We start from the raw sequence: 26,796 nt of genomic DNA, 5'->3' as shown, positions 1-26,796 counted from the left end.
AAACCGTTTAACCCCCTTAATAAAACGCTGTTGCCACCGTTAATATGTTAGGGTTTTAGTAACAGCGTTAACATTGAGGTGGGAGAAAGACAACATTGGATGCCGCAGCGATAATCAGCCTTTTCATTCTGGGTTCTGTGCTTGTAACCAGCAGTATTTTATTAAGTTCATTTTCATCGCGTCTCGGCATACCTATTCTTGTTATTTTCCTTGCCATCGGCATGCTGGCTGGCATTGATGGCATCGGCGGTATCCCATTCGATAACTACCCTTTCGCTTACATGGTGAGTAACCTCGCGCTGGCGGTGATCCTGCTGGACGGCGGGATGCGCACCCAGGCGAGTTCGTTCCGCGTGGCCTTAGGGCCTGCACTGTCGCTCGCCACGGTCGGTGTGTTGATTACCTCTGGACTGACCGGGATGATGGCCGCGTGGCTTTTCCATCTCAATATCATGGAAGGTTTGCTGATTGGCGCTATCGTTGGCTCAACCGATGCCGCAGCCGTGTTTTCCCTGCTCGGCGGAAAAGGGCTTAACGAACGTGTCGGTTCCACGCTTGAGATTGAATCCGGCAGTAACGATCCGATGGCGGTGTTTCTCACCATCACGTTAATCGAGATGATTCAGCAGCACGAAAACGGGCTGAGCTGGATGTTTGCCTGGCATATTCTGCAGCAGTTCGGTCTGGGTATTTTCATCGGTCTGGCGGGAGGATATCTGTTACAGCAGATGATCAACCGTATCTCGCTTCCTCTGGGGCTTTACCCTCTGCTGGCGCTGAGCGGCGGCATTCTGATTTTTGCCGTTACCACGGCGCTGGACGGCAGCGGCATTCTGGCGGTTTATCTCTGCGGATTCCTGATGGGCAACCGTCCGATTCGCAATCGTCATGCTATTTTGCAGAATTTCGACGGTCTGGCATGGCTGGCGCAAATCGGCATGTTCCTGGTGCTGGGTCTGCTGGTCACGCCGTCAGACCTGTTGCCGATTGCCGTTCCGGCGCTGTTGCTTTCAGCATGGATGATCTTCTTCGCCCGTCCGCTGTCGGTGTTTGCGGGCCTGCTGCCGTTTCGCGGTTTCAATCTACGTGAACGGGTTTTTATCAGTTGGGTGGGGCTGCGTGGTGCGGTGCCGATTATTCTTGCCGTCTTCCCGATGATGGCCGGTCTGGATAATGCGCGGTTGTTCTTTAACGTGGCGTTCTTCGTGGTACTGATTTCCCTGCTATTCCAGGGAACCTCACTCGGGTGGGCAGCGAAAAAAGCCAAAGTGGTGGTCCCTCCTGTCGGCTGGCCGGTTTCCCGCGTGGGGCTGGACATTCACCCTGAGAACCCATGGGAACAGTTCGTCTATCAACTAAGCGCCGACAAATGGTGTGTGGGAGCATCGCTGCGCGATTTACATATGCCGGCCGAAACGCGTATTGCCGCCTTGTTCCGTGATAATGCCCTGCTGCATCCTACCGGCAGCACTCGTCTGCGCGAAGGCGATATCCTGTGTGTCATTGGCCGCGAGCGCGATCTGCCTGCGCTGGGCAAGCTGTTCAGTCAGTCACCACCGGTGGCGCTGGATCAGCGCTTCTTTGGTGATTTTATTCTGGAAGCGAGTGCCAAGTTTGCCGATGTGGCGCTGATTTACGGTCTGGATGAAGGGCTGGAGTACCGCGACAAGCAGCAAACGTTAGGGGAAATCATTCAGCAACTGCTGGGTGCAGCCCCCGTCGTTGGTGACCAGGTGGAGTTTGCCGGGATGATCTGGACGGTAGCCGAGAAAGAAGATAACGAGGTCAGGAAAGTTGGCGTGAGGCCAATGGACGAGGAAGCGGAGTAGTTGTTTTTTTGCCGGGTAAGCGCTAGCGCTACCCGGCGAATATATGTTACACCGTCACAACCGGCACTCTTGGTGCCAGCGCGCACATTAATTCGTACCCCACCGTTCCCGCCGCGGCAGCCACATCATCAATTTTGATTTCGTTACCCCACAGCTCAACCGGTGAACCGATCCCCGCCTGCGGGCATGGCGTCAAATCAACGGCCAGCATATCCATAGAGATGGTACCCACCGTACCGGTGCGCACACCATCTACCAGGACTGGCGTACCGGTCGGGGCGATGCGCGGGTAACCGTCGGCATAGCCGCCCGCCACAATACCAATCCGTTGCTCGCCCTTCGCCCGGTAACGGCTGCCGTAGCCCACCGTGTCACCGGCCTTCAGCGTCTGCACGCCAATAATTTCACTGCGCAGGGTCATGACCGGCTTCAGGCCGCTGTTGGCGATATCCTGCCACTGACCTGACGGAGATGCGCCGTACAAGACAATCCCCGGTCGTACCCAGTTATAGTGGGCTTCAGGATGCCATAGCGTGGCGGCTGAGTTTGACAGCGAGCGCGGACAATCCAGCCCTTCAGCCGCCTGCTCAATACGCACCATGGCATCGGCAATGCCATCAGGTTTTTCCGCATCGGCAAAGTGCGCCATCAACGTCATTTCACCCACATTCTTCAGCGCACGCAGCTGTTGCCAGACGGTGTGCACCCGCTCAGGCTGGAAGCCCAGGCGGTTCATACCGCTGTTGACCTTGAGGTAAATATCCAGCGGCGCATGCAGTTTTGCATCCTGCAGGGCTTTAATTTGCCAGTTGCTGTGAACGCTGGTGGTCAGACGGTACTTATCAAGTAACGGCAGGTCGTCGGCGTGGAAGAAACCCTCAAGCAACAGGATGGGCCCTTTCCAGCCGCGTTCACGCAGCAGAATGGCCTCTTCCAGATTCAGTAACGCAAAACCGTCGGTCGCGCTGAGGGCGCTCCAGATACGGTCAATACCGTGGCCGTAGGCATTCGCTTTGACCACCGACCAGACGCGTGAACCAGGTGCTGCCCGGCGAACAATTTGCAGGTTATCCTTCAGGGCCTGCAGATCCAGCTGAGCCAGAACAGGACGGGACATGACGACTCCTTAGTTATGCGCGCCGTGCAGGTGCTGTGGACGTGACGGCGTAAACCCTGATTGATAGCGTGCGGCGCTTAAATCGTCAAACGGAATGGCCGGCGTGCGCCCGGAAATCAGGTCGCTCAGCAGTTGACCAGACCCGCAGGCCATCGTCCAGCCAAGCGTGCCGTGTCCGGTATTGGTCCACAGATTTTTAAACGGCGTGCGCCCAACTATCGGTGTGCCGTCGGGAGTCATTGGACGCAGGCCGGTCCAGAACGTTGCCTGCTCAACAAAACCCCCGCGCGGGAAGAGATCCCCCACCACCATCTCCAGCGTTTCACGACGCGGCTTCAGCAGCTCGGTGTTGAAGCCGACAATCTCCGCCATGCCGCCGACGCGGATGCGGTTATCGAAGCGCGTAATCGCAATCTTGTAGGTTTCATCCAGGATGGTCGACACGGGAGCGCCGCTCTCCTCTTTCACCGGAATGGTCAGCGAGTAGCCCTTGAGCGGATAGACCGGAATATCGAGAATGCCTTTCAGCATGGCAGTGGAGTACGAGCCAAACGCCATGACGTAAGCATCAGCTTTGATCACTTCGTCGCCGCACTTCACGCCGTAAATCTTTTCCCCTTCCGACAGCAGCTTATCGACAGAGGTGTTAAAGCGGAATTTCACCCCCGCCTGCTCACACATTTGTGCCAGACGTTGCGTAAAGAGCTGGCAGTCACCGGTTTCGTCATTCGGCAGGCGCAGACCGCCCGTCAGTTTGTGCGTCACTTCCGCCAGGGCCGGTTCAACCTGACCAAGCTGGCTCGCTTCCAGCAGCTCGTACGGTACGCCGGCATCTTCCAGCACGGCGATATCGCGGGTCGCATTTTCGTACTGTTGCTCCGTACGGAACAGCTGTAGCGTCCCGCCCTGACGGCCTTCGTACTCAATGCCGGTCGACGCGCGCAAGGCTTTCAGGCAATCACGACTGTACTCCGCCAGACGCACCATGCGCCCTTTGTTTTCCATGTAGTGGCGGGTGTCGCAGTTGCGCAGCATCTGCCACATCCACTTCAGCTGAAATTGGGTGCCGTCAAGGCTGATGGCCAGCGGCGCATGGCGCTGGAACATCCATTTAATCGCCTTCAGCGGAACACCGGGTGCCGCCCACGGCGCCGCATAGCCCGGAGAGATTTGCCCGGCGTTTGCCGCGCTGGTTTCAAGCGCTGGACCGGATTCACGATCGATAACGGTTACGTCATGTCCCGCCTGACTTAAATACCAGGCGCTGGTTACGCCAACGACACCACTTCCCAGTATGACAACACGCATAGCCACTCCATTATGTGCAAAAGAACAATCTTCTAATTACAGATTGATAACCTAGTTGAAAATATTATTCAACATATGACTTTTTTATGGTGACTTACCTCACACATCCCCCAGCATCAGGGGATAGTGCTAATTTGGGATCTCCTGCTGCGCGTTATTTTTAACCAGCATAATATGCTGCGAGACACCGTTTATTTGCCGTATCAAAAACGCGAAATCGCAAAGAAAAAATTTCTGCTCCAGCACGCTTTTTAACACGTTGATCTATGCTTGAAAGGAGGCTCTCCAGACAGAGAGAGCACCCACAATGAGGGCGCGCTAATGGCTACTATTGATTCCCTGAACAAGGACAACACACGTCTGAGCGATGGACCCGACTGGACCTTCGAGCTGCTGGATGTCTACCTCGCCGAAATCGACCGGGTAGCAAAACTGTATCGCCTGGATACTTATCCGCATCAGATTGAAGTCATTACGTCCGAACAGATGATGGACGCCTACTCCAGCGTCGGGATGCCGATTAATTATCCTCACTGGTCGTTTGGTAAAAAATTTATTGAAACGGAACGGTTGTATAAGCACGGGCAGCAGGGGCTGGCGTATGAGATTGTCATCAACTCCAACCCGTGTATTGCTTATTTGATGGAAGAGAACACCATTACCATGCAGGCGCTGGTCATGGCGCATGCCTGCTACGGACACAACTCCTTTTTCAAGAACAATTACCTGTTCCGCAGCTGGACGGATGCCAGTTCTATTGTCGATTACCTTATCTTCGCCCGTAAGTACATTACCGACTGCGAAGAGCGTTACGGCGTGGATGAAGTGGAAAAACTGCTCGACTCCTGCCATGCGCTGATGAACTACGGCGTGGATCGTTACAAACGTCCGCAGAAAATCTCCCTGCAGGAGGAGAAAGCCCGGCAGAAAAGCCGCGAAGAGTATCTGCAAAGCCAGGTGAATATGTTGTGGCGTACCCTGCCGAAGCGTGAGGAAGAGAAAGCGGTGGCCGAAGCGCGTCGCTATCCGTCCGAGCCACAAGAAAACCTGCTCTATTTTATGGAGAAGAATGCTCCGCTGCTGGAACCATGGCAGCGTGAAATACTGCGCATCGTGCGCAAGGTAAGCCAGTATTTCTACCCGCAAAAACAGACCCAGGTGATGAACGAGGGCTGGGCGACATTCTGGCACTACACCATTCTCAACCATCTGTATGACGAAGGAAAAGTCACCGAGCGGTTTATGATGGAATTCCTGCATAGCCATACCAATGTGGTGTTCCAGCCGCCGTACAACAGCCCGTGGTACAGCGGGATTAACCCGTACGCGCTTGGCTTTGCCATGTTCCAGGACATTAAACGTATCTGTCAGTCACCCACAGAAGAAGACAAGTACTGGTTCCCGGATATCGCCGGTTCTGACTGGCTGGAAACGCTGCATTTCGCCATGCGCGACTTTAAGGATGAGAGCTTTATCAGCCAGTTTATGTCGCCGAAGATCATGCGTGATTTCCGCTTCTTTACCGTTCTGGACGATGATCGGAATAATTATCTGGAGATTTCAGCGATCCATAACGAAGAGGGGTACCGTGAGATCCGCTCTCGCCTCTCTTCTCAGTACAACCTGAGCAATCTTGAACCCAATATTCAGGTATGGAACGTTGATTTACGCGGTGACCGCTCTCTGACGTTGCGGTATATCCCGCACAACCGCGCGCCGCTGGATAAAGGGCGTAAAGAAGTGCTGAAGCATGTGCATCGCCTGTGGGGCTTTGACGTGCAACTTGAGCAGCAGAATGAAGATGGTAGCGTGGAGTTACTTGAGCGTTGTCCGGCGCGGTTGAATACGCTGTAGCTCTGCCCTGTTTGTCTGCTAAGCGTCGCGCCATCCGACGAAAAAAAACCTCTCATATGAGAGGTTTTTTATTTAACGACTTTGAATCGCTAAATCACCCGGTAGCGTTTTCTGCATACGGTGCCAGATTTCACCGGAGTCGTGGCCGTAGCGACGCACGGTTTCATAGACCTGATCGTGCAGGCCTTCAGAACAGAGCTTGCTCAGCTTATGGTAGAAACCCAGTGCCAGGCTGCGGGCTTCCGGATTAGCAAAATAGTGGCGACCAATGCGGGTATACAGCCCTTTCATACCGTTCAGAATAAGGCCGTAAATTGGGTTGCCAGAGGCAAACGCCAGCCCACGGAAGACGTTGTAATCGAGGGTTGCAAACGCATCTGCGTGATCTTCAACTTCGTTCGCACTGGCCAGTACAGCAAGAGCGTCTTCAGGATGCTGACGAAAAGCGGTACGAATAAAGATCGTCGCGATGTTGGTGCGAACAGAAAGCAGATTATCGATCAGCTGCGGCACGCTTTCATGGTCGAGACGCGCCAGCGTTTCAAGAATGTTCAGCCCGGAAGTTTCCCAGAAGTTGTTCACTTTCGTTGGTTTGCCGTGCTGAATCGTCAACCACCCATCACGTGCCAGTCGCTGGAGCACTTCACGCAGCGTGGTGCGAGTGACGCCAATCAGTTCAGAGAGTTCGCGTTCAGCCGGAAGAATGGATCCCGCAGGAAAACGATTATTCCAGATGCTTTCAATGATGTACTCTTCCGCGAAACCCGCCGGGCTCTGCGCCTTAATGACCATAGTGAGATTTCCATTACACAGCTTTAGCAAATTGGACTCATCATACCAGAGGCACGCTGTAGCAGATAGCGCGGCAAAGAGAGAAAAGAGGGATCGCGGTTTCATTTTTGTGAAATTTACAATACTGACTTATCCACCTCCAGGCCGCGATTTTTGCGTATACTCATGTTTTGTCTGAGTTGACGGGGAAGGACGTCTGTCGTGGAAATTTCTTTTGGGCGCGCAGTGTGGCGCAATTTTTTAGGCCAGTCACCCGACTGGTACAAACTGTTATTGCTGGTGTTCCTGGTCGTTAATCCCATCATTTTTATTGTGAGCCCGTTTATTGCCGGCTGGTTGCTGGTGGCCGAGTTTATCTTTACCCTGGCAATGGCGCTGAAATGTTATCCCCTGCTGCCGGGCGGATTGCTGGCGTTTGAAGCGGTCGTTATCGGTATGACCAGCGCAGAGCATGTGAAAGCAGAACTGGCCTCTAATCTGGAAGTGCTTCTGCTGCTGATATTTATGGTGGCCGGTATCTACTTCATGAAACAGCTACTGCTGTTTATCTTTACCCGCCTGCTGCTCAGCATTCCGTCGAAAACACTTCTGTCGCTGGCCTTCTGCGTGGCTGCCGCGTTTCTTTCGGCCTTCCTGGATGCCCTGACGGTCGTTGCGGTGGTGATAAGCGTTGCCGTTGGATTTTACGGCATTTACCACCGGGTGGCCTCTTCGCGCCCCGGTGACGATCTGCTGGATGACAGCCAGGTTGATACTTACCACCGGGAAGTGCTGGAACAATTTCGCGCCTTCCTGCGAAGCCTGATGATGCATGCCGGCGTCGGCACCGCCCTGGGTGGCGTGATGACAATGGTGGGTGAACCCCAAAACCTGATCATTGCCAAAGCGGCAGGCTGGCATTTTGGTGATTTCTTCCTGAGAATGGCACCGGTGAGTATACCGGTTCTGATCTGCGGTCTGTTGACCTGCATGCTGGTGGAGAAGTTTCGTCTCTTTGGCTATGGCGCACAACTCCCGGACCCGGTGCGTCAGGAACTGCATAAATTCGATCTGCAAAGCCGTAGCCAGCGGACGCGCCAGGAGACACTGCGTCTTATTGCGCAGGGGATCATCGGTGTCTGGCTTATTGCCGCGCTGGCGTTTCATCTTGCTGAAGTGGGGTTGATTGGTCTCTCGGTTATTATCCTCGCCGCCACATTTACTGGCGTAACGGATGAACATGCTATCGGCAAGGCGTTTACCGAAGCCTTGCCGTTTACCGCGCTGTTAGCTGTATTTTTTGCCGTTGTGGCGGTAATTATTGACCAACACCTCTTCGCGCCAATTATTGCCTTTGTTTTACAGGCTGCACCGGATGCTCAGCTCTCGCTGTTTTATCTGTTTAACGGCCTGCTCTCGTCGATATCCGACAACGTCTTTGTCGGGACGGTCTACATCAATGAGGCTAAAGCGGCCATGGAGCAAGGCGTCATCAGTACGGGGCAGTTTGAGCTGCTGGCTGTGGCGATCAACACCGGCACTAACCTGCCGTCGGTTGCGACCCCTAACGGGCAAGCCGCTTTCCTCTTTCTGTTGACCTCCGCGCTGGCGCCACTCATACGACTTTCTTATGGCAAGATGGTCTGGATGGCCCTGCCCTATACGCTGGTGCTCACGATCGTGGGATTGCTTTGCGTCAAAATTACCCTCATTCCCTGTACGCAATGGTTGATACAAGCGGGTATACTTGCGGCGCAATAAAGTATGCATCTCGGGCAGTTCGCTGCCCGTTTGCCTTTTCGCACGATAAACATCCAATTACGTTTTATTTCGTCAGGTACAGGTGGCGCGAAAAACGAATTCGTTTACACTGCGCTTTCTAAGCATGTTCCAGGGAAATGATTATGTTGAGATTTTTAAACCAGTGCTCCCGCGGTCGAGGAGCGTGGTTGTTAATGGCCCTGACCGCCTTTGCGCTGGAAATGGTCGCGCTGTGGTTCCAGCATGTAATGGGACTCAAGCCTTGCGTGCTTTGTATTTACGAACGCTGCGCATTGTTTGGCATTATGGGGGCGGGTCTGGTGGGCGCGATTGCCCCGAAATCACCGCTGCGCTATGCCGCAATCGCTATCTGGTTGTACAGCGCCTGGAAAGGGATTGAACTCTCCTGGCAGCACACCATGATGCAGTTGCATCCGTCACCATTTATGACCTGTGATTTCGCCGCCCGCTTCCCGAGCTGGCTACCGCTGGATAAATGGCTGCCGCAGGTGTTTGTTGCTTCCGGCGACTGCTCCGTTCGTCAGTGGGAATTCCTGACCCTGGAGATGCCGCAGTGGCTGGTGGGTATTTTTGTGGCCTACTTCGTCGTGGCACTGCTGGTGCTGATTGCTCAGCCATTCAAACCGAAGAAACGCGATTTGTTTGGAAGGTAAACGCAGCGCTACCCGACATACAGCAAACAATAAAAAACCCGCCTCGGCGGGTTTTTTATTTCAACTCAACGGTTGGGATGATTCATGATGTGATCTTCCCAGTCCCGAACCTCGGACTCTTTCACCGCAATGTGGCGCACTGAAATGCGCTCACCGTGCATCGCCGCTTTCGACCCCGTCAGCAGCGGGTGCCAGTTCGGTAAACCTTTCCCTTCCGCCAGCAGGCGATACGCGCAGGTATGCGGCAGCCATTCGAAGGTTGGCAGATTATCGCGGGTTAATTTGATGCAGTCCGGCTCAAACTCGAACCGACGCTCATAGTTACGGCACTGGCAGGTTTTGATGTTCAACTGTTTGCAGGCAACGTTGGTGAAGTAGATTTCGTCAGAATCTTCATCCATCAGCTTGTGCAGGCAGCACTGCCCGCATCCGTCGCACAATGATTCCCATTCCGCGTCAGTCATGTCATCAAGAGTTTTGCTTTGCCAGAAAGGGATGTCGTTCATCAGGATGTCCACACGTCAAAAGAAAGCGCACCTTATAACGAGTCTGGCACGTTGTTGCAAGTTTTGCCGCCCTCTTCAGGCGGCAAGATGCAGTTACAGCACGCGGGTTTTCAGCGACAGGCCGTTAAAACCAACCTCAAGCTCATCCCCGCTGAGTAGCGGGCCAACACCTTCCGGTGTACCTGTCAGGATCACATCACCCGGTTTCAGGGTAAAGAAGCGGCTCATATAGGCAATCAGCGGTAGGATCTTGTGGATCATATCGGCGGTGGTTCCCTGCTGGCGGAATTCACCATTAACCTTCAGGGAAAGCGGCGTATCCTGCGGGTCAGCAGTGAACTCGCCCACTGGCACAAAACCGGAGATCGGGCAGGAATTATCAAACCCTTTGGCTTTTTCCCACGGCTGCCCGGCTTTTTTCATTTTGCCCTGAACATCACGCAACGTGAGGTCCAGCGCAACGCCGTAGCCAGCAATCGCTTTTTGCACGTGCTCTTCAGAGGCCTGACGCAGCGTCGCGCCGATCAGCACGGCGAGTTCGACTTCGTGGTGGACTGAACCCAACCCCTGCGGCAACGCCAGCGGTTGACGGATATCACAAAGCGCCGTTTCTGGCTTAATGAACAGAACCGGCTCTTCTGGCGTCGCGCTGCCCATCTCCTGAATATGTTTTGCATAGTTGCTGCCCACGCAAACCACTTTGCTGACGGGATAATCCAGTAATGCACCTTGCCAGTTATGATGTTGATACATGGTCGACCCCTAAACGGTTGATGTGTTGTGTCCAAAAACAGTTGAGACTATTTTTTTCCGTTCGCCTCAAGATGCTGTTTTAATAAATTTTCGGGCGGCGGCGGAAGCTGTAAATAATAGCCCTGCTCGGTTAATGCCGTTTTCACTTTTTCCAGATCGGCATTCACCAGCGTCTTACGACCATCCAGCGGCAGCAGCATCGCCAGCTGCGGTCGGCCAAAGCTTTTCATTAATTCTTCAGGCACGCGGGAAAAATCGTCTTTCTTTTCGACATAAAGATAGGTCTGGTCACGACTTGTACTTCTGTAGATCACACAAAACATGTTTTTACTCTGAATTAATGGGTGGTTGCTTGCCTCAATATACTCCTGACTATAACATGCCTGATACTCTTCGGAATATCGCAGCGAGTGGTTGCGGTTAATAGCAAATTGAGTAAGGCCAGGATGTCAAACACGCCCATCGAGCTTAAAGGCAGTAGCTTCACCTTATCAGTGGTACATTTGCATGATGCAAAACCCGAGGTTATTCGTCAGGCGTTAGAAGACAAAATCGCCCAGGCTCCCGCTTTTCTGAAACATGCCCCTGTTGTTATCAATGTCAGCGCGCTTGAAGCACCGGTTAACTGGAAACTTCTCCAGCAAGCCGTCTCCTCGACCGGTCTGCGTATTGTGGGCATCAGCGGCTGCAAAGATGCTGAGTTGAAAGCGGAAATTGACCGTGCGGGGCTGCCACTTCTGACTGAGGGCAAAGAAAAAGCCTCACGTGCAGCACCTGTTGCCGTCCAGACGCCCCCTTCCGTGGTGCAAAACGTTACCCCCGTCACAAAAACGCGAATGATTGATGTACCGGTTCGTTCCGGTCAGCGCATTTATGCACCAAACTGTGATCTGATTGTTACAAGCCACGTCAGTGCTGGCGCAGAGCTGATTGCAGATGGCAATATTCACGTTTACGGTATGATGCGTGGACGCGCGCTCGCGGGAGCAAGTGGCGATCGGGATGCGCAAATATTTTGTACTCACCTGACGGCGGAACTGGTGTCCATCGCAGGTGAATATTGGCTGAGCGACAAGATCCCAGCCGAATTTTATGGCAAAGCGGCTCGCCTGCTTCTGGCAGACGACGCGTTGACCGTTCAACCGTTGAATTGATCCCTTTTTAACAAGGAATTTCTATGGCACGCATTATTGTTGTTACTTCGGGTAAAGGAGGCGTTGGCAAGACCACCTCCAGCGCGGCCATCGCTACTGGTTTGGCCCAGAAGGGAAAGAAAACCATCGTTATCGACTTCGATATCGGTCTGCGTAACCTCGACCTGATCATGGGATGTGAGCGTCGCGTCGTGTATGACTTCGTGAACGTCATTCAGGGCGATGCCACGCTGAACCAGGCGATGATTAAAGACAAGCGCACCGAGAACCTCTACATTCTTCCGGCCTCTCAGACGCGTGACAAAGACGCGCTGACCCGTGAAGGGGTGGAAAAGGTGCTCGACGATCTGAAAAAAATGGATTTCGACTTCATTGTCTGCGACTCCCCTGCCGGCATCGAAACCGGTGCCCTGATGGCGCTCTACTTCGCTGATGAAGCGATCATCACCACCAACCCTGAAGTTTCATCCGTGCGTGACTCAGACCGCATTCTGGGGATCCTCGCCTCTAAATCCCGTCGTGCGGAAAATGGCGAAGACCCGATTAAAGAACACCTGCTGCTCACCCGCTACAACCCTGGCCGCGTGAACAAAGGTGACATGCTGAGCATGGAAGACGTGCTGGAGATCCTGCGCATCAAACTGGTAGGCGTTATCCCGGAAGATCAGTCCGTGTTACGCGCTTCTAACCAGGGCGAGCCAGTGATCCTTGATACAATGGCAGATGCAGGTAAAGCGTATGCTGATACTGTTGACCGTCTGCTGGGAGAAGAACGTCCTTTCCGCTTCATTGAAGAAGAGAAGAAAGGTTTCCTCAAACGCCTGTTCGGAGGATAAGTTATGGCATTACTGGACTTTTTTCTCTCGCGGAAAAAGAACACCGCCAACATCGCTAAAGAACGTCTGCAAATTATCGTGGCGGAGCGCCGTCGTAGCGACGCCGAGCCTCATTACCTGCCGCAGCTGCGTAAGGATATCCTGGAAGTGATCTGTAAGTATGTGCAGATTGACCCGGAGATGGTCACCGTACAGCTGGAGCAGAAAGACGGGGATATTTCGATTCTGGAGCTGAACGTTACGCTTCCGGAAGCGGAAGAGTCACGTCCGTAGGTTTGTGATTTTGTAGCCCGGTAAGCGCAGCGCCGCCGGGGGAATATGCCGGGTATTTCACCCGGCATATTTATTAGCGCGGATACCCTTCCAGCAGCGTATTCAGGCGATCGGCCATCAATTCTCCGCGCCATCCTGCCACCATTTCCGGCAAACCATTTTGCGGTTTCAGCTTCCAGTGCCAGTTCAGCAGCTGGTTAATCTGTCGGCGTGAGGCGAGCAGTTCCGCACTCAGTTTGCTTTCCGTTGCGACGACCTGCACCAGCGCTTTGATATCCTTAAACGCTTTACGGTAGCCCGGCATATCCATCAGATTCAGCAGCGGTTCCGGCAACGCATCTTCCGGCAGCTCCTGCGCTTTTGCGACCAGCGCCAACAGGGTTTTGCCGTGGAAACGGATTTCGCTGCCCGAAAGCCCAATGCTGTCCAGCTCGCCCATGCTGCCAGGCATATAGCGCGCGACCGCCCAGAGATGTTCTTCGCGAACTACAAAGTTAACGGCAAGATCGCGCTCGCGGGCTTTGCGCAGACGCCAGTCCGCTAACAGCTGCAGGCACGCCAGCTGACGCGTACGCAACTGCCAGGCATTACTGATATCGCGCCAGGCGTCTTTCGGGTCAACCACTTCCTGACGACGTTGCTGCGCCATACGACACTCATCCAGGGCCGCAGCCAGCCAGCCTGAAGCTTCCGCCTCTTTCATCAGCTGTCCGGCAATAGGCAGCAGATAAAATACGTCGGCTGCCGCGTATTCCAGCTGACGCTCAGTCAGAGGGCGCGCCAACCAGTCAGTACGGGATTCGCTTTTGTCCAGCGTCAGGCCCGTATACTCCTCTACCATAGCAGCAAAGCCCCATGAGAGCGGACGATTGCTGAATGCCGCCAGGATCTGCGTATCAATCAACGGCTGTGGCATGATGCCAAACGTGTTGAGAAATACTTCCAGATCTTCACTGCCTGCGTGCAGGTATTTCGTCACGGCAGTATCGAGCAGCAGGTCACGCATCGGCGTCCAGTCGGTAATACCGAGAGGATCGATCAGCGACACATGTTTACCGTCGAACATCTGAATCAAACCCAGCTGCGGATAGTACGTCCGGGTACGAACAAACTCGGTATCCAGGGCAATGGCAGGAAAGTCGCGCGTCACTTCGCACAGCGAAGCCAGCTCGTCATTGGTCGTGATCATCTGGTAATTCAAAACGGGTTCTCTTTTGTTTGCGCCCATAAAAAACGCCGGCTTAACCGGCGTCTGGGCGATTAGCGTGAAGCTCAGGCCTTATTGTCTACTTTGCCACGGGCTTCGTCACGTAATTCTCGTCGTAATATCTTTCCGACGTTGGATTTCGGCAACTCATCGCGGAATTCAACCAGCTTCGGTACCTTGTAGCCCGTCAGTTGGCGACGACAGAACGTTACCAGCTCCTCCTCGGTGAGAGAGTGATCCTTCTTGACCACAAAAATTTTGACTGCTTCACCACTGCTGCCGGAAGGAACCCCTACCGCCGCCACTTCGAGTACGCCGCTGTGCTGCATGACGACATCTTCGATCTCGTTCGGATAGACGTTGAACCCGGACACCAGGATCATATCTTTCTTACGGTCAACGATGCGCAGGAAGCCCTCGTCATCCATCACTGCGATGTCACCCGTGTGCAGCCAGCCGTCTTTGATGATTTCGTCGGTCGCATCGGGACGCTGCCAGTAACCCAACATCACCTGTGGCCCTTTGACACACAGTTCTCCCGGCTCGCCCGGTGCAACTTCGTTATCGTCATCATCGACCAGTTTGGCTTCTGTCGAAGGCACTGGCAGACCAATGCTACCGCTGTGGTAGTCGATATCATGTGGATTGACGCTAACCAGCGGAGCACATTCCGTCAGGCCGTAGCCCTCCAGCAAATACTGACCGGTGAGTTTGACCCAGCGCTCGGCGACCGCCTGCTGAACCGGCATGCCGCCGCCCGCAGAGAGATGCAGCGTGGAGAAATCCAGCTGCTGGAACTCTTTGTTATTAAGCAGCGCGTTAAACAGGGTATTCACCCCGGTCATGGCGGTGAACGGATATTTTGCCAGCTCTTTCACCAGGCCCGGGATATCGCGCGGGTTGGTGATGAGGATGTTCTGACCACCCAGCTCAATAAACAGCAGGCAGTTCATGGTCAGCGCAAAGATGTGATACAGCGGAAGCGCGGTGATCACCACCTCTTTGCCCGGATGCAGCAGTGGCCCGTAAGTGGCGTTCACCTGTTCAAGGTTAGCCAGCATGTTACGGTGGGTCAGCATCGCGCCTTTCGCCACGCCGGTAGTCCCGCCTGTGTATTGCAGAAACGCAAGATCTTCTGCCACCACGTCGGGTTTCACATACTGCATACGATAGCCCGCATGGAGCGCACGGCGGAAGGAGATAGCATCCGGCAGATGGTATTTTGGCACCAGGCGTTTGACGTATTTGATGACAAAGTTAACCAGCGTGCCTTTGGCGGTGGAGAGTTGATCCCCCATACGCGTCAGGATGACATGCTTAACCTGGGTTTTATCGACCACTTTTTCCAGCGTGTGGGCAAAGTTAGAGACAATCACTATCGCCGCCGCGCCGCTGTCGTTCAGCTGGTGTTCCAGCTCACGCGGCGTGTACAACGGGTTAACGTTGACGACAATCATCCCGGCTCGCAGGATACCGAACAGCGCCACCGGGTATTGCAGCAGGTTCGGCATCATCAGCGCGACGCGGTCCCCTTTTTGCAGCCCCAGCCCTTCCTGCAGATACGCGGCAAACGCCCGGCTACGCTCCTCAAGTTTACGGAACGTCATCACCTCGCCCATGTTCACGAAAGCGGGTTGATCGGCATAACGCCTTACCGAGTGTTCAAATAATTCAACCAGGGATTGATAACGGTCAGGATTGATCTCGGCAGGAACATCTGCGGGATAACGGTTAAGCCAAACCTTCTTCAATGCATCACCTCTGAAATGAGTGTTCGTCGTCATCACAACCCCGATAATAAACAGTTTGTTAACATTATATTAACTCAGCGTACCAGTTTATTAATTGTTCAGATTTAAGGTTGCGAAGCGCGTCACTCTTTTTTTTCGTCTTGTCCGTAAAAAAACAGAGACAGCGGCTGAGCCGCTGTCTCTTTTCCAACAATAACAGTAAGTTACTCAGTAACGATAGTCTGTACCTGTGCAGGTCCTGGGTTATACCAACCCCAACCCGGGTAGCCATAACGATAAGGATGCGGCCCCCACATCCACGGGTCGATCGGCTGAGGCGGCATGATCACCTGCTGTGCCAGCCGCCAGCGTTTATACCCGTTAACCTGCATGGTCATGAATTTGTACGGCGTGTTGCCGATTTTGCCCTGCACGGCACCGGTAATTGGCCCGACGACGGTCACCAGCTGCCCGCGAAAATCGACCGGGTCAAGGAAACCACTGACGTCCGCATAAATACGTCCGCGAGAGGCTTCACCCAGAACAGGCCTTGCACCGCTGTCCAGCGGGACGGTCGCGATCTCCAGACGGGTTTTCCCCTGCTGATTTTGCACGTCGATCACCTTGCCGCCAAAGCGGGCTTCCTGGCCGACGTACAGCTCAGGCGCATTCATCACCCGAACCAGATCCTGCTGTGGCGTTGGGCTGCTGCCCTTAATCGCATCAGGAACGGAAACGCATCCGCTCAGTGCTATGGCAACTGCGCCTGCCATAATAAGGCGTACTACTTTGGTCTGAACCGCCATGATGCGACTCCTTTTTCTCAGTTCCTGTTACTGAGATTCACTCGCGGCCCGGAAGTTTCTTCCACGCGACGGTGTTTCGCAAATAAACCGGCTCCGCGTGTTCAACGGCAACGGTTTTTCCTTCTGCGAGCAGCTGGCAGGCAATCGGAAGCATATCTTCCGCAGCCGGCAGCAGCATGTTGCCGTCTACCAGCGTCACCCCGGTATCGTGCGCCATCTCGGGCCACGCAGGCCAGCCGGTGCCAACGGTCGCCCATTCACCGGACAACTGTTGCAGCCTTTCAGTGACCGCTTCCGGCTTAAGCACGGCTTCCGTCTCTTCACCGTGCCACACGCCGTTTTCATCGCGCGTATATTCGGCCCAGTAGACTTCACCCATGCGGGCATCAATCGCGGCCAGCACGCGCGTTGCTCCGGTCATGCGCCATGCACCCTGCGCCATGGTGGCGAGAGTAGAGACGCCGATCATCGGCAGCGCAGCGCCCAACGCCAGCCCCTGCGCAATGCCAATCCCGATGCGTACGCCCGTAAAGCTGCCAGGGCCACGGCCAAAGGCCAGCGCATCGAGGTCGGTTAAGGAGGTGTTGCCCTGGGTTAAAATCGCTTTTACCAGGGGCAGAATGCGTTGGGTGTGTTCCCGTGGGCACTCTTCGAAATGGGCAGAGATAGTACCGTCGTCCCACAGGGCAACGGAACAGGCCTCTGTAGCGGTATCAATAGCCAGAATTCGCATCAGTTGTCGCGCTCTCGCAAGGGTCAGTCACAAAATGGCGCGCATCTTAGCACACTCCGGGGCAAATTACTCCGCCGTTGGGTTTGCGAGGAAACGCACCGCGCGTTTTATGTCCCGCGTGCGCGGCGCGGGCGGCAGGCTTGCAAGGAAAGTGGCACCATACGGGCGCATCACCAGCCGGTTATCGCAGATGACCAGCACACCGCGGTCGGTCACGTCGCGGATCAATCGCCCTACCCCTTGCTTAAGGGTGATAACCGCATCCGGCAGCTGGACTTCATCAAACGGATCGCCTCCGCGCAGGCGGCAATCTTCCATGCGCGCTTTCAGCAGCGGATCGTCCGGAGAGGTAAACGGCAGTTTATCAATAATCACCAGCGAGAGCGTGTCCCCGCGCACATCCACCCCTTCCCAGAAGCTGCTGGTGGCCACAAGGAGGGCATTACCGGCGCTGACAAACTGCTGCAGCAGTTGCCCTTTGCTGGTTTCACCCTGTAACAGCACTGGCAAGGTCATGGTGGCACGGAACTGCTCAGCCAGGTCTCTCATCATGGCGTGAGAAGTGCAGAGCATAAAGCAGCGGCCATTGTTGGCCTCAATCATCGGTTTTAACATCGCCGCCAGGTGACGGGCTGCACCGGGCTGATTCGGTAATGGCAAATTGCGCGGCACGCAGAGCAGCGCCTGTTTTTCGTAATCGAACGGGCTTGGCAGCAGCATCGACTCCGCCTGTTCGATACCCAGACGCTCGGTAAAGTGGTGCAAATCGTCATTCACCGAAAGCGTTGCCGAGGTGAAGATCCAGCTTCCCGGTTTTTGCGCCATCACCTCTTTGAATTTATCCGCTACGGTAAGCGGTGTCAGGGCGAGGGTGAAATGACGTGAGGTACACTCATACCAGTAGCTGAAACCCGGCTGGTTAATCTCTTTCAGCCGTTTAAGCCGCCCGCGATAGAGCGTGGCGCGCTCGAAGGCGGCATCCAGCAGCGCGGAGCGTCCGAGCGACAGTTTTGCCACGTCGTAACAGAGCTCAAGGGCATCATCCAGCAGCAGCAGTGCGCGCTGGATATTTTTGTCAGCCAGCAATTCACGCAGGTTGCCACGATAGCCCGGCTCGCCAAGCTGTAAGCGAAAATCCTGCGCGCTTTGCGCCAGACGGTCGGCACATTTCTGTAGCTGCTGGGTATCTTTTAATTCAGTACGGTAAGCAATGGTGAAATCTTTGGCCAGATCCAGTAGCTGACGGCTGGAGAGCGACTGACCGAAATACTGGCTGGCGATATCCGGTAACTGGTGGGCTTCATCGAAGATCATGACGTCCGCCTCGGGGATCAGCTCGCCGAAACCGCTGTCTTTGACCACCATATCGGCGAGAAACAGATGGTGGTTAACCACCACCACATCGGCATCCATCGCCGTTTTGCGCGCTTTCACCACAAAGCAGTCTTTATACAGCGGGCAGTCGCTGCCAAGACAGTTATCGTTAGTACTGGTCACCAGTGGCCAGGCAGGAGAGTCTTCAGGCACGCTCGCGCAGGTGCTGATATCCCCTTCTTCGGTCTGGTTCGCCCAGGCGCGAAGAATAATAACGTCACTCAGGGTTTGCACCGGCAGATCGCCGCCCGCCAGCGCCTGCTGCTCAAGACGTTCCAGACAAAGATAGTTGGAGCGCCCCTTCAGCAAGGCCAGACGGCCTTTGTATTTCAGCGCTTTTGCCACGGTGGGTAAATCGCGGCTGTAGAGCTGATCCTGCAGCGCTTTCGACCCGGTGGAAATGATCACCTTCTTTTTCGCGCGCAGCGCCGGAGCGAGATACGCGTACGTTTTCCCCGTGCCGGTTCCGGCTTCGACCACCAGCGGCTGAGCCTTATCGATGGCGCGTGCAACGGCGTGCGCCATCTGACGCTGTGGTTCACGCGGTTTGAAACCAGGGATGGCCTGTGCTAATTGACCTTCAGGGGAAAAATCGTCTGCCACGTTGTTCTCTCACTGTATTTTTGCACAGGGATTATGTCAGCCCCTTCTCTCCAGTGCCACCCCAAATAGTGACGACAGCGGAACAATATGGCAGTCTTGCCGCCTGATGACGAAAAATAACGAGGAAACGTTTATGACAATTGTGCGCATTGATGCCGAAGCCCGCTGGTCTGATGTGGTGATCCATAACCAGACGCTCTACTACACCGGCGTACCGGCTAACCTGGACGCAGATGCATTCGAGCAGACGGCAAATACCCTGGCGCAGATTGACGCGGTGCTGGAAAAACAGGGCAGTGACAAATCCCGCATTCTGGATGCGACCATTTTCCTGGCAAACAAAGACGATTTTGCGGCGATGAACAAAGCCTGGGATGCGTGGGTTGTGGCGGGTCACGCGCCTGTACGCTGCACCGTACAGGCCACGCTGATGAAACCGGAATACAAGGTTGAGATTAAGATTATCGCGGCAGTGTAAGCCGGTTATTCTTCATCTTCATCTTCATCTTCATCCTCAAAACGCGCCACGATCCGCTCGCCGGTATGGGTGGCGCGCAGTTCCTCCGCCACCTGGGCAATCGCCTGCCCGCTGCTCATCCCCTGGGACATTAACTCCTGAATTCGCTCAACCGCTTTCTGCTGCTGTTCATGGCTCAGAGAAGGTAAACCTGCAAACATCGTCAACTCCTGCTAAATTATTGGCGCTAATTATTTCACGCTGCCCGGTAGTATGCCACACATGAACATGCGCTTCCCCACTGTTATTACCCTGCCCTGGCGTACGGACGCCGCTGAATTCTGGTTTGCTCGCTTGAGCCATCTTCCGTTTGCGATGCTGCTGCACTCCGGCTATGCGGACCACCCGTACAGCCGCTTCGATATTCTGGTCGCCGATCCCGTCAAGACGCTGACAACCGATGACCTGCCGTTAACCGACGATCCGCTGATGCAGCTTCAGCAAGAAATTAACGCGCTGGGCTTATCTGCCACCCCCAACCCGGACCTCCCTTTTCAGGGTGGCGCGCTGGGCCTGTTTGGCTACGATCTGGGTCGTCGTTTCGAAACGCTACCTGAACATGCGCAGGCTGATATTTCCCTGCCCGACATGGCCGTGGGGCTGTATGACTGGGCGTTAATTGTTGATCACCAGAAAAAAACGGTTTCCCTGCTGAGCCATCGTGACGTGCAGGCGCGTCTGGACTGGCTAGAGGCGCAACAGGCTGCACCCGCAGAGACGTTCATGCTGACCTCCGACTGGCGCTCGAATATGAGCGCCGCGGATTATGCCGAAAAATTCTCGCGCGTTCAGGCGTATCTGCAAAGCGGTGACTGCTACCAGGTTAACCTTGCCCAGCGTTTCCAGGCGACTTATGAAGGCGATGAATGGCAGGCATTTACCCGCCTCAATGCCACTAACCGGGCACCGTTCAGCGCGTTTATTCGCCTGAAACAGGGGGCAATACTCAGCTTGTCGCCTGAGCGCTTTATTCATCTGGCAGAGGGTACGATCCAAACCCGTCCGATTAAAGGCACATTGCCGCGTCTTACCGATCCCGACGCCGATCGTCAGCAGGCAGAAAAACTGGCCACCTCACCGAAGGACCGCGCCGAAAACCTGATGATTGTTGATCTCATGCGTAACGATATAGGCCGGGTGGCCGTTGCGGGCAGCGTACGCGTGCCGGAACTGTTTGTCGTCGAACCTTTCCCGGCGGTGCATCATCTGGTCAGTACCATTACCGCGCGTCTGCCCACTTCTCGCACCGCCTGCGATCTGCTCCGCGCCGCGTTTCCTGGCGGTTCCATCACCGGCGCACCCAAAGTGCGGGCCATGGAGATTATTGATGAACTGGAACCGCACCGCCGCAACGCCTGGTGCGGTAGCATTGGCTATATCAGCCTCTGTGGCACGCTGGATACCAGCATCACGATCCGCACGCTGACGGCCTGCAACGGAAATCTTTACTGTTCGGCCGGAGGCGGCATTGTTGCCGATAGCCAGGTCGATGCGGAATATCAGGAAACCTTTGATAAAGTTAACCGTATCCTGAAACAACTGGAGTAATCTCGGGTGGAAAAAGAGAACCTGACGCTGGATGACTTTTTATCACGTTTTCAGCTATTACGGCCGCAGGTCAACCGCGAAGCGCTTAATCAGCGTCAGGCAGCCGTACTGATCCCGGTCGTGCGTCGCGCGCAGCCGGGCCTGCTGCTCACCCAGCGTTCTCCCCATTTACGTAAGCACGCGGGTCAGGTCGCCTTTCCAGGAGGCGCAGTCGACAGTTCCGACGCCTCGCTGATTGCCGCCGCGCTGCGGGAGGCGCAGGAAGAGGTTGCCATTCCGCCAGAGGCGGTGGAGGTTATCGGCGTGCTGCCGCCCGTCGACAGTGTCACCGGGTTTCAGGTCACGCCAGTGGTTGGCATTATCCCGCCGGGCCTGCAGTATCACGCCAGCGTTGATGAAGTTTCCGCGGTGTTTGAAATGCCGCTGGATGAAGCCCTTCGACTGAGTCGTTATCACCCGCTGGATATTCAGCGTCGCGGACATGACCATCGGGTCTGGTTGTCCTGGTATCAGCATTATTTTGTCTGGGGCATGACGGCGGGGATTATTCGTGAGCTGGCGTTGCAAATCGGCCTGAAGCCTTGACTATACTTTACATTCCACCCTCTTCTGCCAGGTTTGCGATCTGCGTCGCGCTATTAGCAAAACCCATCGTTAACCATTAGTTTAATTCATGTGAATAGTTAAGCCGAGGTCGGTGTTCCCTCTTACACTATGCGCAGTTATAACATCGTTACTGGAACCCCGGTAACCCTGTCAGGAGTGTGAAAGTGATTAGTATATTCGACATGTTCAAAGTGGGAATTGGCCCTTCGTCTTCCCATACTGTTGGCCCGATGAAGGCCGGTAAACAGTTCGTCGATGATCTGGTCGAAAAAGGATTACTGGAAAGCGTTACCCGTGTCGCCGTGGATGTTTACGGCTCACTGTCATTAACGGGTAAAGGCCACCACACCGATATCGCCATTATTATGGGTCTGGCAGGCAATATGCCAGATACCGTTGATATTGATGCCATCCCGGCATTCATTCGCGACGTGGAAACACGTGGCCGCCTGCTGCTGGCCAACGGCCAGCAGGAAGTCGATTTCCCGCAGGATGATGGCATGCGTTTTCGTAGCGACAACCTGCCGCTGCATGAAAACGGCATGACCATTCACGCTTATAGCGGTGAAAAAGAGATTTACAGCAAAACCTACTACTCCATCGGCGGTGGCTTTATCGTCGATGAAGAGCATTTTGGTAAAGACAGCGTCGGCGACGTCAACGTACCGTACCCGTTCAAATCGGCTACCGAAATGCTGGGTTACTGCAAAGAGACCGGTCTTTCACTGTCCGGTATGGTGATGCAGAACGAACTGGCACTGCACAGCAAAAAAGAGATTGAAGACTATTTTGCGAACGTGTGGCAAACCATGCGCGCCTGTATCGATCGCGGGATGAACACCGAAGGCGTTCTGCCGGGTCCGCTCCGCGTGCCGCGTCGTGCATCCGCCCTGCGCCGTATGCTGGTGACCACGGACAAGTTCTCCAACGACCCGATGAACGTGGTCGACTGGGTAAACATGTTTGCCCTGGCGGTTAACGAAGAAAACGCCGCAGGGGGTCGTGTCGTGACTGCGCCAACCAACGGCGCGTGTGGCATCGTTCCGGCGGTGCTGGCCTACTACGATCACTTTATTGAGCCCGTGACCCCGGACATCTACATCCGTTATTTCCTGGCGGCAGGTGCCATCGGTGCGCTGTACAAAATGAACGCCTCAATTTCTGGCGCTGAAGTCGGTTGTCAGGGTGAAGTGGGTGTGGCCTGTTCGATGGCGGCAGCCGGTCTGGCAGAGCTGTTGGGAGCAAGCCCTGAGCAGGTCTGTGTGGCGGCTGAAATCGGTATGGAGCATAACCTCGGTCTGACCTGTGACCCGGTCGCGGGCCAGGTGCAGGTACCGTGCATCGAGCGTAACGCGATTGCCTCAGTGAAAGCCATCAACGCCTCGCGCATGGCGATGCGCCGTACCAGCGAACCTCGCGTATCGCTGGATAAGGTGATTGAAACCATGTACGAAACGGGCAAAGACATGAACGCGAAATACCGTGAAACGTCCCGTGGTGGCCTGGCTATTAAGGTGCAGTGCGACTAATACTCTCTTTCGCCCATCTGCAACGGATGGGCGAATTTCCCTCCTGTTTCTCGTCTCCTTCTGCTTTCACCACTACACTTTGTACTGTTGCGTCCGGCTTTTGTGGCTGGTGGCTTATCAGGCGCCCGTTCATGCAAACAGCACAAACGATCATTAAAAACTATCGCCGAAAACGCGTTATCGTCTGTGTGACGGTCGCGCTCCTCACGCTCATCCTGACATTAGGTATTCGCTTTATTTCGCAGCGGAACGTCAACCAACAGCGGATCCTCGATTTTACCAGCCATACCGTTCGCTCCCTTGATAACATACTGCTTTCATTAGAAAACCGTCGCAAGGTGCTGCAGTCCCTCGTGGGTCAACCCTGCCCTCAGGTGCACCTTGCTCTGCGAAAGCAGGCAGCCATTTTGCAGACCGTGCGCTCCATTGCCCTGATTAAAGACGGTATTCTCTATTGCTCCAGTATTTTCGGTAGCCGCGATGTGCCGGTTCGTGATTTCCTGAAAGAATTACCCGCCAATACGACGAAGTTGATTTTATCGACCGACCAGTGGCTGCTTAAGGGCAGTCCGATTTTGATCCAGTGGTACCCTGTTTCCGGTGACGGTGAAGATGGCGTTATTGAAATCATCAATATTGATCTGATCACCAAAATGATACTGGAACCCCAGCGTCCGCTGATCGATGACGTGGCGCTGACCGTGGGCGATCGCTTCCTGCGTTATGGTCAACGCGTCACTGATAGCCTGACATTTGATGAAGATGGCGCTATTTTCCAGCAGTCATCAATCCGTAATCCTTTCTCCATTACAGTAAGCGGGCCGGGTCCTGGACAACTCGCCTTAAAGAGCCTGCCAGCCCAACTGCCGCTGGGGTTAATGCTGAGCCTGTTGCTGGGATATCTCGCCTGGCTCGCTACGGCAAACCGGATGAGCTTCACATGGGAGATTGATATGGGGATTGCGGCGCGGGAATTTGAGCTTTTCTGTCAGCCGCTGGTGAATGCCCGTACTCAGGAGTGCTCCGGCGTTGAGATCCTGCTGCGCTGGAATAACCCTCGTCAGGGGTGGATCTCCCCGGAAGTGTTTATTCCTCTGGCAGAAGAACACAACCTGATTGTTCCCCTGACCCGTTACGTCATCGCCGAAACTGTGCGCCAGATAGGTTACTTTCCTTCCAGCGCAGGTTTCCACATTGGGATTAACGTCGCCGCCAGCCATTTCCGTCGCGCTGTGTTGATACAGGATCTGAACCACTTCTGGTTCAGCGCACACCCGCGCCAGCAACTGGTGATTGAATTAACGGAACGAGATGCGTTGCTGGATGCGGATTATCGCACTGTGCGTGAGCTCCATCGTAAGGGGGTGAAACTCGCTATCGACGATTTTGGCACCGGGAACAGTTCCCTCTCCTGGCTTGAAAAACTGCACCCGGACGTTCTGAAAATTGATCGGTCGTTTACCACTGCAATTGGAACTGATGCAGTAAATTCAACGGTGACAGACATCATTATTGCTCTGGGTCAGCGGCTGAATATCGAACTGGTTGCTGAAGGAGTCGAGACAGAGGAGCAGGCGCGGTATTTACGCCGTCATGGGGTACCTGTCCTGCAGGGGTTTTTCTATGCGCGGCCTATGCCACTGCGAGATTTTCCGCAATGGCTGGCGGGAAGCGCCCCCCCGCCAGCACACCATAACGGACACATCGTGCCTTTAATGCCGTTACGTTAAGCAGACTTACTCATCTTCATCGTGGACAGAGTGTTCTTTAACAATACGAACCATATCAACGCGATAGTCGTTGGCTTCAACGATGGAAATGTGCAACGGCGGCAGTTCGATAACATCCCCCACTCGTGGGATTTGCCCGTTAACCGCGATGACCAGACCCGCCACGGTGGCAATGTCCTCTTCATCGTTGACCACGTTTTCCAGCCCCAGGGTGTGCGAGAGCGCATGCAGATCGGTTGTACCTTTAACCAGCCAGCCTTCGCCGTCAGCCACGATCTCAGGTGTTTCGTCTGCATCCGGGAACTCACCGGCGATCGCTTCAAGCACGTCCAGCGGCGTCACCAGCCCCTGTACTACGCCAAATTCGTTAGTGACGATCACAAAGCTACCGCGAGCACGGCGTAGCACGCCCAGCAGGTTGATTGGATCTAACGTTTCCGGCACCACAATCGCAGGTGAAGCAGCGGCGATGGCTTCGACGTTGACACCCTCTTCCAGAGCCACCAGCATCTCTTTCGCACGGACGACACCGATGATCTCATCCAGCTCACCACGGCAAACCGGGAACAGGCTGTGTGGTGACGAGAGCAACTGCCGACGAATTTCATCCACGCTCAGGTTGGCATCAACCCAGCTGATTTCACCGCGCGGGGTCATGATCCCACGCAGTGAACGCGAGGCCAGGGAGAGTACGCCGTTAATCATGTAGCGCTCTTCTTCCACAAACGCCCCTTCAGGGACCGGAACCGGGTGACGGTTTTCGGAGTCAGACTGGACGTTGACCTGTCGACGCCCCCCCATCAGACGCAGAATGGCGTCTGCAGTACGGGCGCGAAGTGGCTGATTTGACTGCTGTTTAATAAAGTTACGGCGCGCAATCTGGTTAAACAGCTCAATCAGAATTGAGAAGCCAATGGCTGCGTACAGGTAGCCTTTCGGAATATGGAAACCGAAGCCTTCCGCCACCAGGCTCAGACCAATCATCAGCAGGAAGCTCAGACACAGTACCACTACCGTCGGATGCTGATTCACGAAACGCGTCAGCGGTTTCGAGGCCAGTAGCATAACCGCCATCGCAATAACAACAGCCGCCATCATCACCGGGAGATGGTTCACCATACCGACGGCCGTGATCACCGCATCCAGCGAGAAGACTGCATCAAGCACCACGATCTGCATCACGACAACCCAGAAGCTGGCATAGCCTTTACCGTGTCCATCATCGTGCTGACGGTTTTCCAGCCGCTCATGCAGCTCTGTCGTCGCTTTAAACAGCAGGAAGATCCCCCCCAATAGCATGATCAAATCACGGCCGGAGAAGGTGAAATCCATGACGGAAAAGAGCGGTTTTGTCAGCGTTACCATCCACGAGATGACGGACAGCAGTGCCAGGCGCATGACCAGCGCCAGCGACAGACCAATCAGACGCGCTTTATCACGCTGTTTTGGCGGCAGTTTGTCCGCAAGGATGGCGATAAACACCAGGTTATCAATGCCGAGAACAATCTCCAGCACCACCAGCGTGAGCAATCCCACCCAGATTGACGGGTCCATTAAGAATTCCATGACAAGCTCCT

At 54.7% G+C, this 26,796-nt stretch carries 25 protein-coding genes and 1 pseudogene; 12 read left to right on the top strand and 14 right to left on the bottom strand.

Going from position 1 to position 26,796, the window contains the following annotated elements; all coding sequences use genetic code 11:
- Positions 1 to 95: 95 nt before the first annotated feature.
- Positions 96 to 1,763 (top strand): annotated as a pseudogene (locus AC0XWG_RS16890) (potassium/proton antiporter); the annotation flags it as partial.
- On the opposite strand, the gene AC0XWG_RS16885 reads toward AC0XWG_RS16890, so the two are convergent.
- Genes AC0XWG_RS16885 through AC0XWG_RS16875 form a run of 3 tightly spaced genes read right to left on the bottom strand, consistent with a single transcriptional unit; the run spans position 1,680 to position 4,254 of the window.
- Positions 1,680 to 1,874 carry a hypothetical protein gene (locus AC0XWG_RS16885; protein ID WP_475681114.1) on the bottom strand — a complete coding sequence of 65 codons (195 nt, stop codon included), beginning with the start codon at positions 1,872 to 1,874 and terminating at the stop codon, positions 1,680 to 1,682. The pseudogene AC0XWG_RS16890 and the gene AC0XWG_RS16885 overlap by 84 nt on opposite strands.
- Before the next feature lies 1 nt (position 1,875).
- A complete protein-coding gene (dadX, locus tag AC0XWG_RS16880; RefSeq protein ID WP_108089702.1) occupies positions 1,876 to 2,946 on the bottom strand; it encodes a catabolic alanine racemase DadX in 1,071 nt (356 codons plus the stop codon).
- A gap of 9 nt (positions 2,947 to 2,955) precedes the next feature.
- Positions 2,956 to 4,254 (bottom strand): D-amino acid dehydrogenase, encoded by a 1,299-nt coding sequence (locus AC0XWG_RS16875; protein WP_475680843.1) that lies wholly within the window; start codon positions 4,252 to 4,254, stop codon positions 2,956 to 2,958.
- Between the two features lie 321 nt (positions 4,255 to 4,575).
- Between AC0XWG_RS16875 and AC0XWG_RS16870 the strand changes: the two genes are divergently transcribed.
- Positions 4,576 to 6,108 carry a SpoVR family protein gene (locus AC0XWG_RS16870; RefSeq protein WP_024909810.1) on the top strand — a complete coding sequence of 511 codons (1,533 nt, stop codon included), beginning with the start codon at positions 4,576 to 4,578 and terminating at the stop codon, positions 6,106 to 6,108.
- 72 nt (positions 6,109 to 6,180) lie between these two features.
- Here AC0XWG_RS16870 and fadR read toward each other — a convergent pair whose 3' ends face one another.
- Complete coding sequence (gene fadR, locus AC0XWG_RS16865; protein WP_028018687.1) at positions 6,181 to 6,900, bottom strand: fatty acid metabolism transcriptional regulator FadR; 720 nt, start codon at positions 6,898 to 6,900, stop codon at positions 6,181 to 6,183.
- 201 nt (positions 6,901 to 7,101) lie between these two features.
- On the opposite strand from fadR, the gene nhaB reads away from it, so the two are divergent.
- The gene (gene nhaB, locus AC0XWG_RS16860) at positions 7,102 to 8,640 is read left to right on the top strand and encodes a Na(+)/H(+) antiporter NhaB (RefSeq protein WP_128347539.1); all 1,539 of its coding nucleotides are present in this window, start codon (positions 7,102 to 7,104) and stop codon (positions 8,638 to 8,640) included.
- A gap of 143 nt (positions 8,641 to 8,783) precedes the next feature.
- Positions 8,784 to 9,314 carry a disulfide bond formation protein DsbB gene (gene dsbB / locus AC0XWG_RS16855; RefSeq protein ID WP_028018685.1) on the top strand — a complete coding sequence of 177 codons (531 nt, stop codon included), beginning with the start codon at positions 8,784 to 8,786 and terminating at the stop codon, positions 9,312 to 9,314.
- A gap of 65 nt (positions 9,315 to 9,379) precedes the next feature.
- On the opposite strand, the gene AC0XWG_RS16850 is transcribed toward dsbB, so the two are convergent.
- The 3 genes from AC0XWG_RS16850 to AC0XWG_RS16840 form a co-directional block, all read right to left on the bottom strand.
- Positions 9,380 to 9,820 carry a YcgN family cysteine cluster protein gene (locus AC0XWG_RS16850; RefSeq protein ID WP_049008556.1) on the bottom strand — a complete coding sequence of 147 codons (441 nt, stop codon included), beginning with the start codon at positions 9,818 to 9,820 and terminating at the stop codon, positions 9,380 to 9,382.
- Between the two features lie 93 nt (positions 9,821 to 9,913).
- Positions 9,914 to 10,573 (bottom strand): fumarylacetoacetate hydrolase family protein, encoded by a 660-nt coding sequence (locus AC0XWG_RS16845; RefSeq protein ID WP_028018683.1) that lies wholly within the window; start codon positions 10,571 to 10,573, stop codon positions 9,914 to 9,916.
- Between the two features lie 47 nt (positions 10,574 to 10,620).
- The gene (locus tag AC0XWG_RS16840) at positions 10,621 to 10,896 is read right to left on the bottom strand and encodes a YcgL domain-containing protein (RefSeq protein WP_028018682.1); all 276 of its coding nucleotides are present in this window, start codon (positions 10,894 to 10,896) and stop codon (positions 10,621 to 10,623) included.
- A gap of 123 nt (positions 10,897 to 11,019) precedes the next feature.
- On the opposite strand from AC0XWG_RS16840, the gene minC reads away from it, so the two are divergent.
- From minC to minE, 3 genes are read left to right on the top strand one after another with little or no spacing between them, the layout of a single operon-like run.
- Positions 11,020 to 11,727: a septum site-determining protein MinC gene (gene minC, locus AC0XWG_RS16835; protein ID WP_128347538.1), complete on the top strand. Its 708-nt coding sequence runs from the start codon at positions 11,020 to 11,022 to the stop codon at positions 11,725 to 11,727.
- A gap of 23 nt (positions 11,728 to 11,750) precedes the next feature.
- On the top strand, positions 11,751 to 12,563 hold the full coding sequence (gene minD, locus AC0XWG_RS16830; protein WP_023312187.1) for a septum site-determining protein MinD: 813 nt from the start codon (positions 11,751 to 11,753) through the stop codon (positions 12,561 to 12,563).
- A 3-nt stretch (positions 12,564 to 12,566) separates the two neighbouring features.
- Positions 12,567 to 12,836 (top strand): cell division topological specificity factor MinE, encoded by a 270-nt coding sequence (gene minE / locus AC0XWG_RS16825; RefSeq protein ID WP_008500504.1) that lies wholly within the window; start codon positions 12,567 to 12,569, stop codon positions 12,834 to 12,836.
- Positions 12,837 to 12,909: 73 nt separating this feature from the next.
- On the opposite strand, the gene rnd is transcribed toward minE, so the two are convergent.
- The 5 genes from rnd to AC0XWG_RS16800 form a co-directional block, all read right to left on the bottom strand.
- Positions 12,910 to 14,037 (bottom strand): ribonuclease D, encoded by a 1,128-nt coding sequence (gene rnd / locus AC0XWG_RS16820; protein ID WP_028018680.1) that lies wholly within the window; start codon positions 14,035 to 14,037, stop codon positions 12,910 to 12,912.
- Positions 14,038 to 14,108: 71 nt separating this feature from the next.
- Positions 14,109 to 15,794, bottom strand: a complete 1,686-nt coding sequence (gene fadD / locus AC0XWG_RS16815; protein ID WP_475680842.1) for a long-chain-fatty-acid--CoA ligase FadD — start codon at positions 15,792 to 15,794, stop codon at positions 14,109 to 14,111.
- A 203-nt stretch (positions 15,795 to 15,997) separates the two neighbouring features.
- Complete coding sequence (locus AC0XWG_RS16810) at positions 15,998 to 16,579, bottom strand: Slp family lipoprotein (RefSeq protein ID WP_028018678.1); 582 nt, start codon at positions 16,577 to 16,579, stop codon at positions 15,998 to 16,000.
- Positions 16,580 to 16,616: 37 nt separating this feature from the next.
- On the bottom strand, positions 16,617 to 17,312 hold the full coding sequence (gene tsaB / locus AC0XWG_RS16805) for a tRNA (adenosine(37)-N6)-threonylcarbamoyltransferase complex dimerization subunit type 1 TsaB (protein WP_049008547.1): 696 nt from the start codon (positions 17,310 to 17,312) through the stop codon (positions 16,617 to 16,619).
- A 66-nt stretch (positions 17,313 to 17,378) separates the two neighbouring features.
- Positions 17,379 to 19,289, bottom strand: coding sequence for a DNA repair helicase YoaA (locus AC0XWG_RS16800; protein WP_128347536.1), 1,911 nt, complete (start codon positions 19,287 to 19,289; stop codon positions 17,379 to 17,381).
- A gap of 133 nt (positions 19,290 to 19,422) precedes the next feature.
- On the opposite strand from AC0XWG_RS16800, the gene AC0XWG_RS16795 reads away from it, so the two are divergent.
- Complete coding sequence (locus AC0XWG_RS16795; protein WP_008500498.1) at positions 19,423 to 19,767, top strand: RidA family protein; 345 nt, start codon at positions 19,423 to 19,425, stop codon at positions 19,765 to 19,767.
- Between the two features lie 5 nt (positions 19,768 to 19,772).
- On the opposite strand, the gene AC0XWG_RS16790 is transcribed toward AC0XWG_RS16795, so the two are convergent.
- A complete protein-coding gene (locus tag AC0XWG_RS16790) occupies positions 19,773 to 19,967 on the bottom strand; it encodes a YoaH family protein (protein WP_128347535.1) in 195 nt (64 codons plus the stop codon).
- A gap of 61 nt (positions 19,968 to 20,028) precedes the next feature.
- Between AC0XWG_RS16790 and pabB the strand changes: the two genes are divergently transcribed.
- The 4 genes from pabB to AC0XWG_RS16770 all read left to right on the top strand — a co-directional run bounded on the left by pabB (position 20,029) and on the right by AC0XWG_RS16770 (position 25,219).
- The gene (gene pabB, locus AC0XWG_RS16785; RefSeq protein ID WP_128347607.1) at positions 20,029 to 21,354 is read left to right on the top strand and encodes an aminodeoxychorismate synthase component 1; all 1,326 of its coding nucleotides are present in this window, start codon (positions 20,029 to 20,031) and stop codon (positions 21,352 to 21,354) included.
- A gap of 6 nt (positions 21,355 to 21,360) precedes the next feature.
- Positions 21,361 to 21,939 carry a CoA pyrophosphatase gene (locus AC0XWG_RS16780; protein WP_047652298.1) on the top strand — a complete coding sequence of 193 codons (579 nt, stop codon included), beginning with the start codon at positions 21,361 to 21,363 and terminating at the stop codon, positions 21,937 to 21,939.
- 185 nt (positions 21,940 to 22,124) lie between these two features.
- The gene (gene sdaA / locus AC0XWG_RS16775; RefSeq protein ID WP_023336071.1) at positions 22,125 to 23,489 is read left to right on the top strand and encodes an L-serine ammonia-lyase; all 1,365 of its coding nucleotides are present in this window, start codon (positions 22,125 to 22,127) and stop codon (positions 23,487 to 23,489) included.
- Positions 23,490 to 23,620: 131 nt separating this feature from the next.
- Positions 23,621 to 25,219: an EAL domain-containing protein gene (locus tag AC0XWG_RS16770; RefSeq protein WP_128347534.1), complete on the top strand. Its 1,599-nt coding sequence runs from the start codon at positions 23,621 to 23,623 to the stop codon at positions 25,217 to 25,219.
- A 6-nt stretch (positions 25,220 to 25,225) separates the two neighbouring features.
- Here AC0XWG_RS16770 and yoaE read toward each other — a convergent pair whose 3' ends face one another.
- A complete protein-coding gene (gene yoaE / locus AC0XWG_RS16765; RefSeq protein ID WP_028018671.1) occupies positions 25,226 to 26,785 on the bottom strand; it encodes a CNNM family cation transport protein YoaE in 1,560 nt (519 codons plus the stop codon).
- Positions 26,786 to 26,796: the final 11 nt, after the last annotated feature.

Source organism: Enterobacter sp. DVT3837 (genome assembly GCF_056238685.1).
Note: the sequence above shows the minus strand (reverse complement) of the source record. Positions and strands in the feature narration are given on the sequence as shown.

Coding starts and splice junctions, on each gene's coding strand:
- AC0XWG_RS16770 (WP_128347534.1), top strand. CDS start 23,621: ATGCAAACAGCACAAACGATCATTAAAAACTATCGCCGAAAACGCGTT.
- AC0XWG_RS16845 (WP_028018683.1), bottom strand. CDS start 10,573: ATGTATCAACATCATAACTGGCAAGGTGCATTACTGGATTATCCCGTC.
- AC0XWG_RS16870 (WP_024909810.1), top strand. CDS start 4,576: ATGGCTACTATTGATTCCCTGAACAAGGACAACACACGTCTGAGCGAT.
- minC (WP_128347538.1), top strand. CDS start 11,020: ATGTCAAACACGCCCATCGAGCTTAAAGGCAGTAGCTTCACCTTATCA.
- minE (WP_008500504.1), top strand. CDS start 12,567: ATGGCATTACTGGACTTTTTTCTCTCGCGGAAAAAGAACACCGCCAAC.
- AC0XWG_RS16790 (WP_128347535.1), bottom strand. CDS start 19,967: ATGTTTGCAGGTTTACCTTCTCTGAGCCATGAACAGCAGCAGAAAGCG.
- tsaB (WP_049008547.1), bottom strand. CDS start 17,312: ATGCGAATTCTGGCTATTGATACCGCTACAGAGGCCTGTTCCGTTGCC.
- pabB (WP_128347607.1), top strand. CDS start 20,029: ATGAACATGCGCTTCCCCACTGTTATTACCCTGCCCTGGCGTACGGAC.
- yoaE (WP_028018671.1), bottom strand. CDS start 26,785: ATGGAATTCTTAATGGACCCGTCAATCTGGGTGGGATTGCTCACGCTG.
- minD (WP_023312187.1), top strand. CDS start 11,751: ATGGCACGCATTATTGTTGTTACTTCGGGTAAAGGAGGCGTTGGCAAG.
- AC0XWG_RS16875 (WP_475680843.1), bottom strand. CDS start 4,254: ATGCGTGTTGTCATACTGGGAAGTGGTGTCGTTGGCGTAACCAGCGCC.
- dsbB (WP_028018685.1), top strand. CDS start 8,784: ATGTTGAGATTTTTAAACCAGTGCTCCCGCGGTCGAGGAGCGTGGTTG.
- fadR (WP_028018687.1), bottom strand. CDS start 6,900: ATGGTCATTAAGGCGCAGAGCCCGGCGGGTTTCGCGGAAGAGTACATC.
- AC0XWG_RS16795 (WP_008500498.1), top strand. CDS start 19,423: ATGACAATTGTGCGCATTGATGCCGAAGCCCGCTGGTCTGATGTGGTG.
- AC0XWG_RS16810 (WP_028018678.1), bottom strand. CDS start 16,579: ATGGCGGTTCAGACCAAAGTAGTACGCCTTATTATGGCAGGCGCAGTT.
- dadX (WP_108089702.1), bottom strand. CDS start 2,946: ATGTCCCGTCCTGTTCTGGCTCAGCTGGATCTGCAGGCCCTGAAGGAT.
- AC0XWG_RS16840 (WP_028018682.1), bottom strand. CDS start 10,896: ATGTTTTGTGTGATCTACAGAAGTACAAGTCGTGACCAGACCTATCTT.
- AC0XWG_RS16850 (WP_049008556.1), bottom strand. CDS start 9,820: ATGAACGACATCCCTTTCTGGCAAAGCAAAACTCTTGATGACATGACT.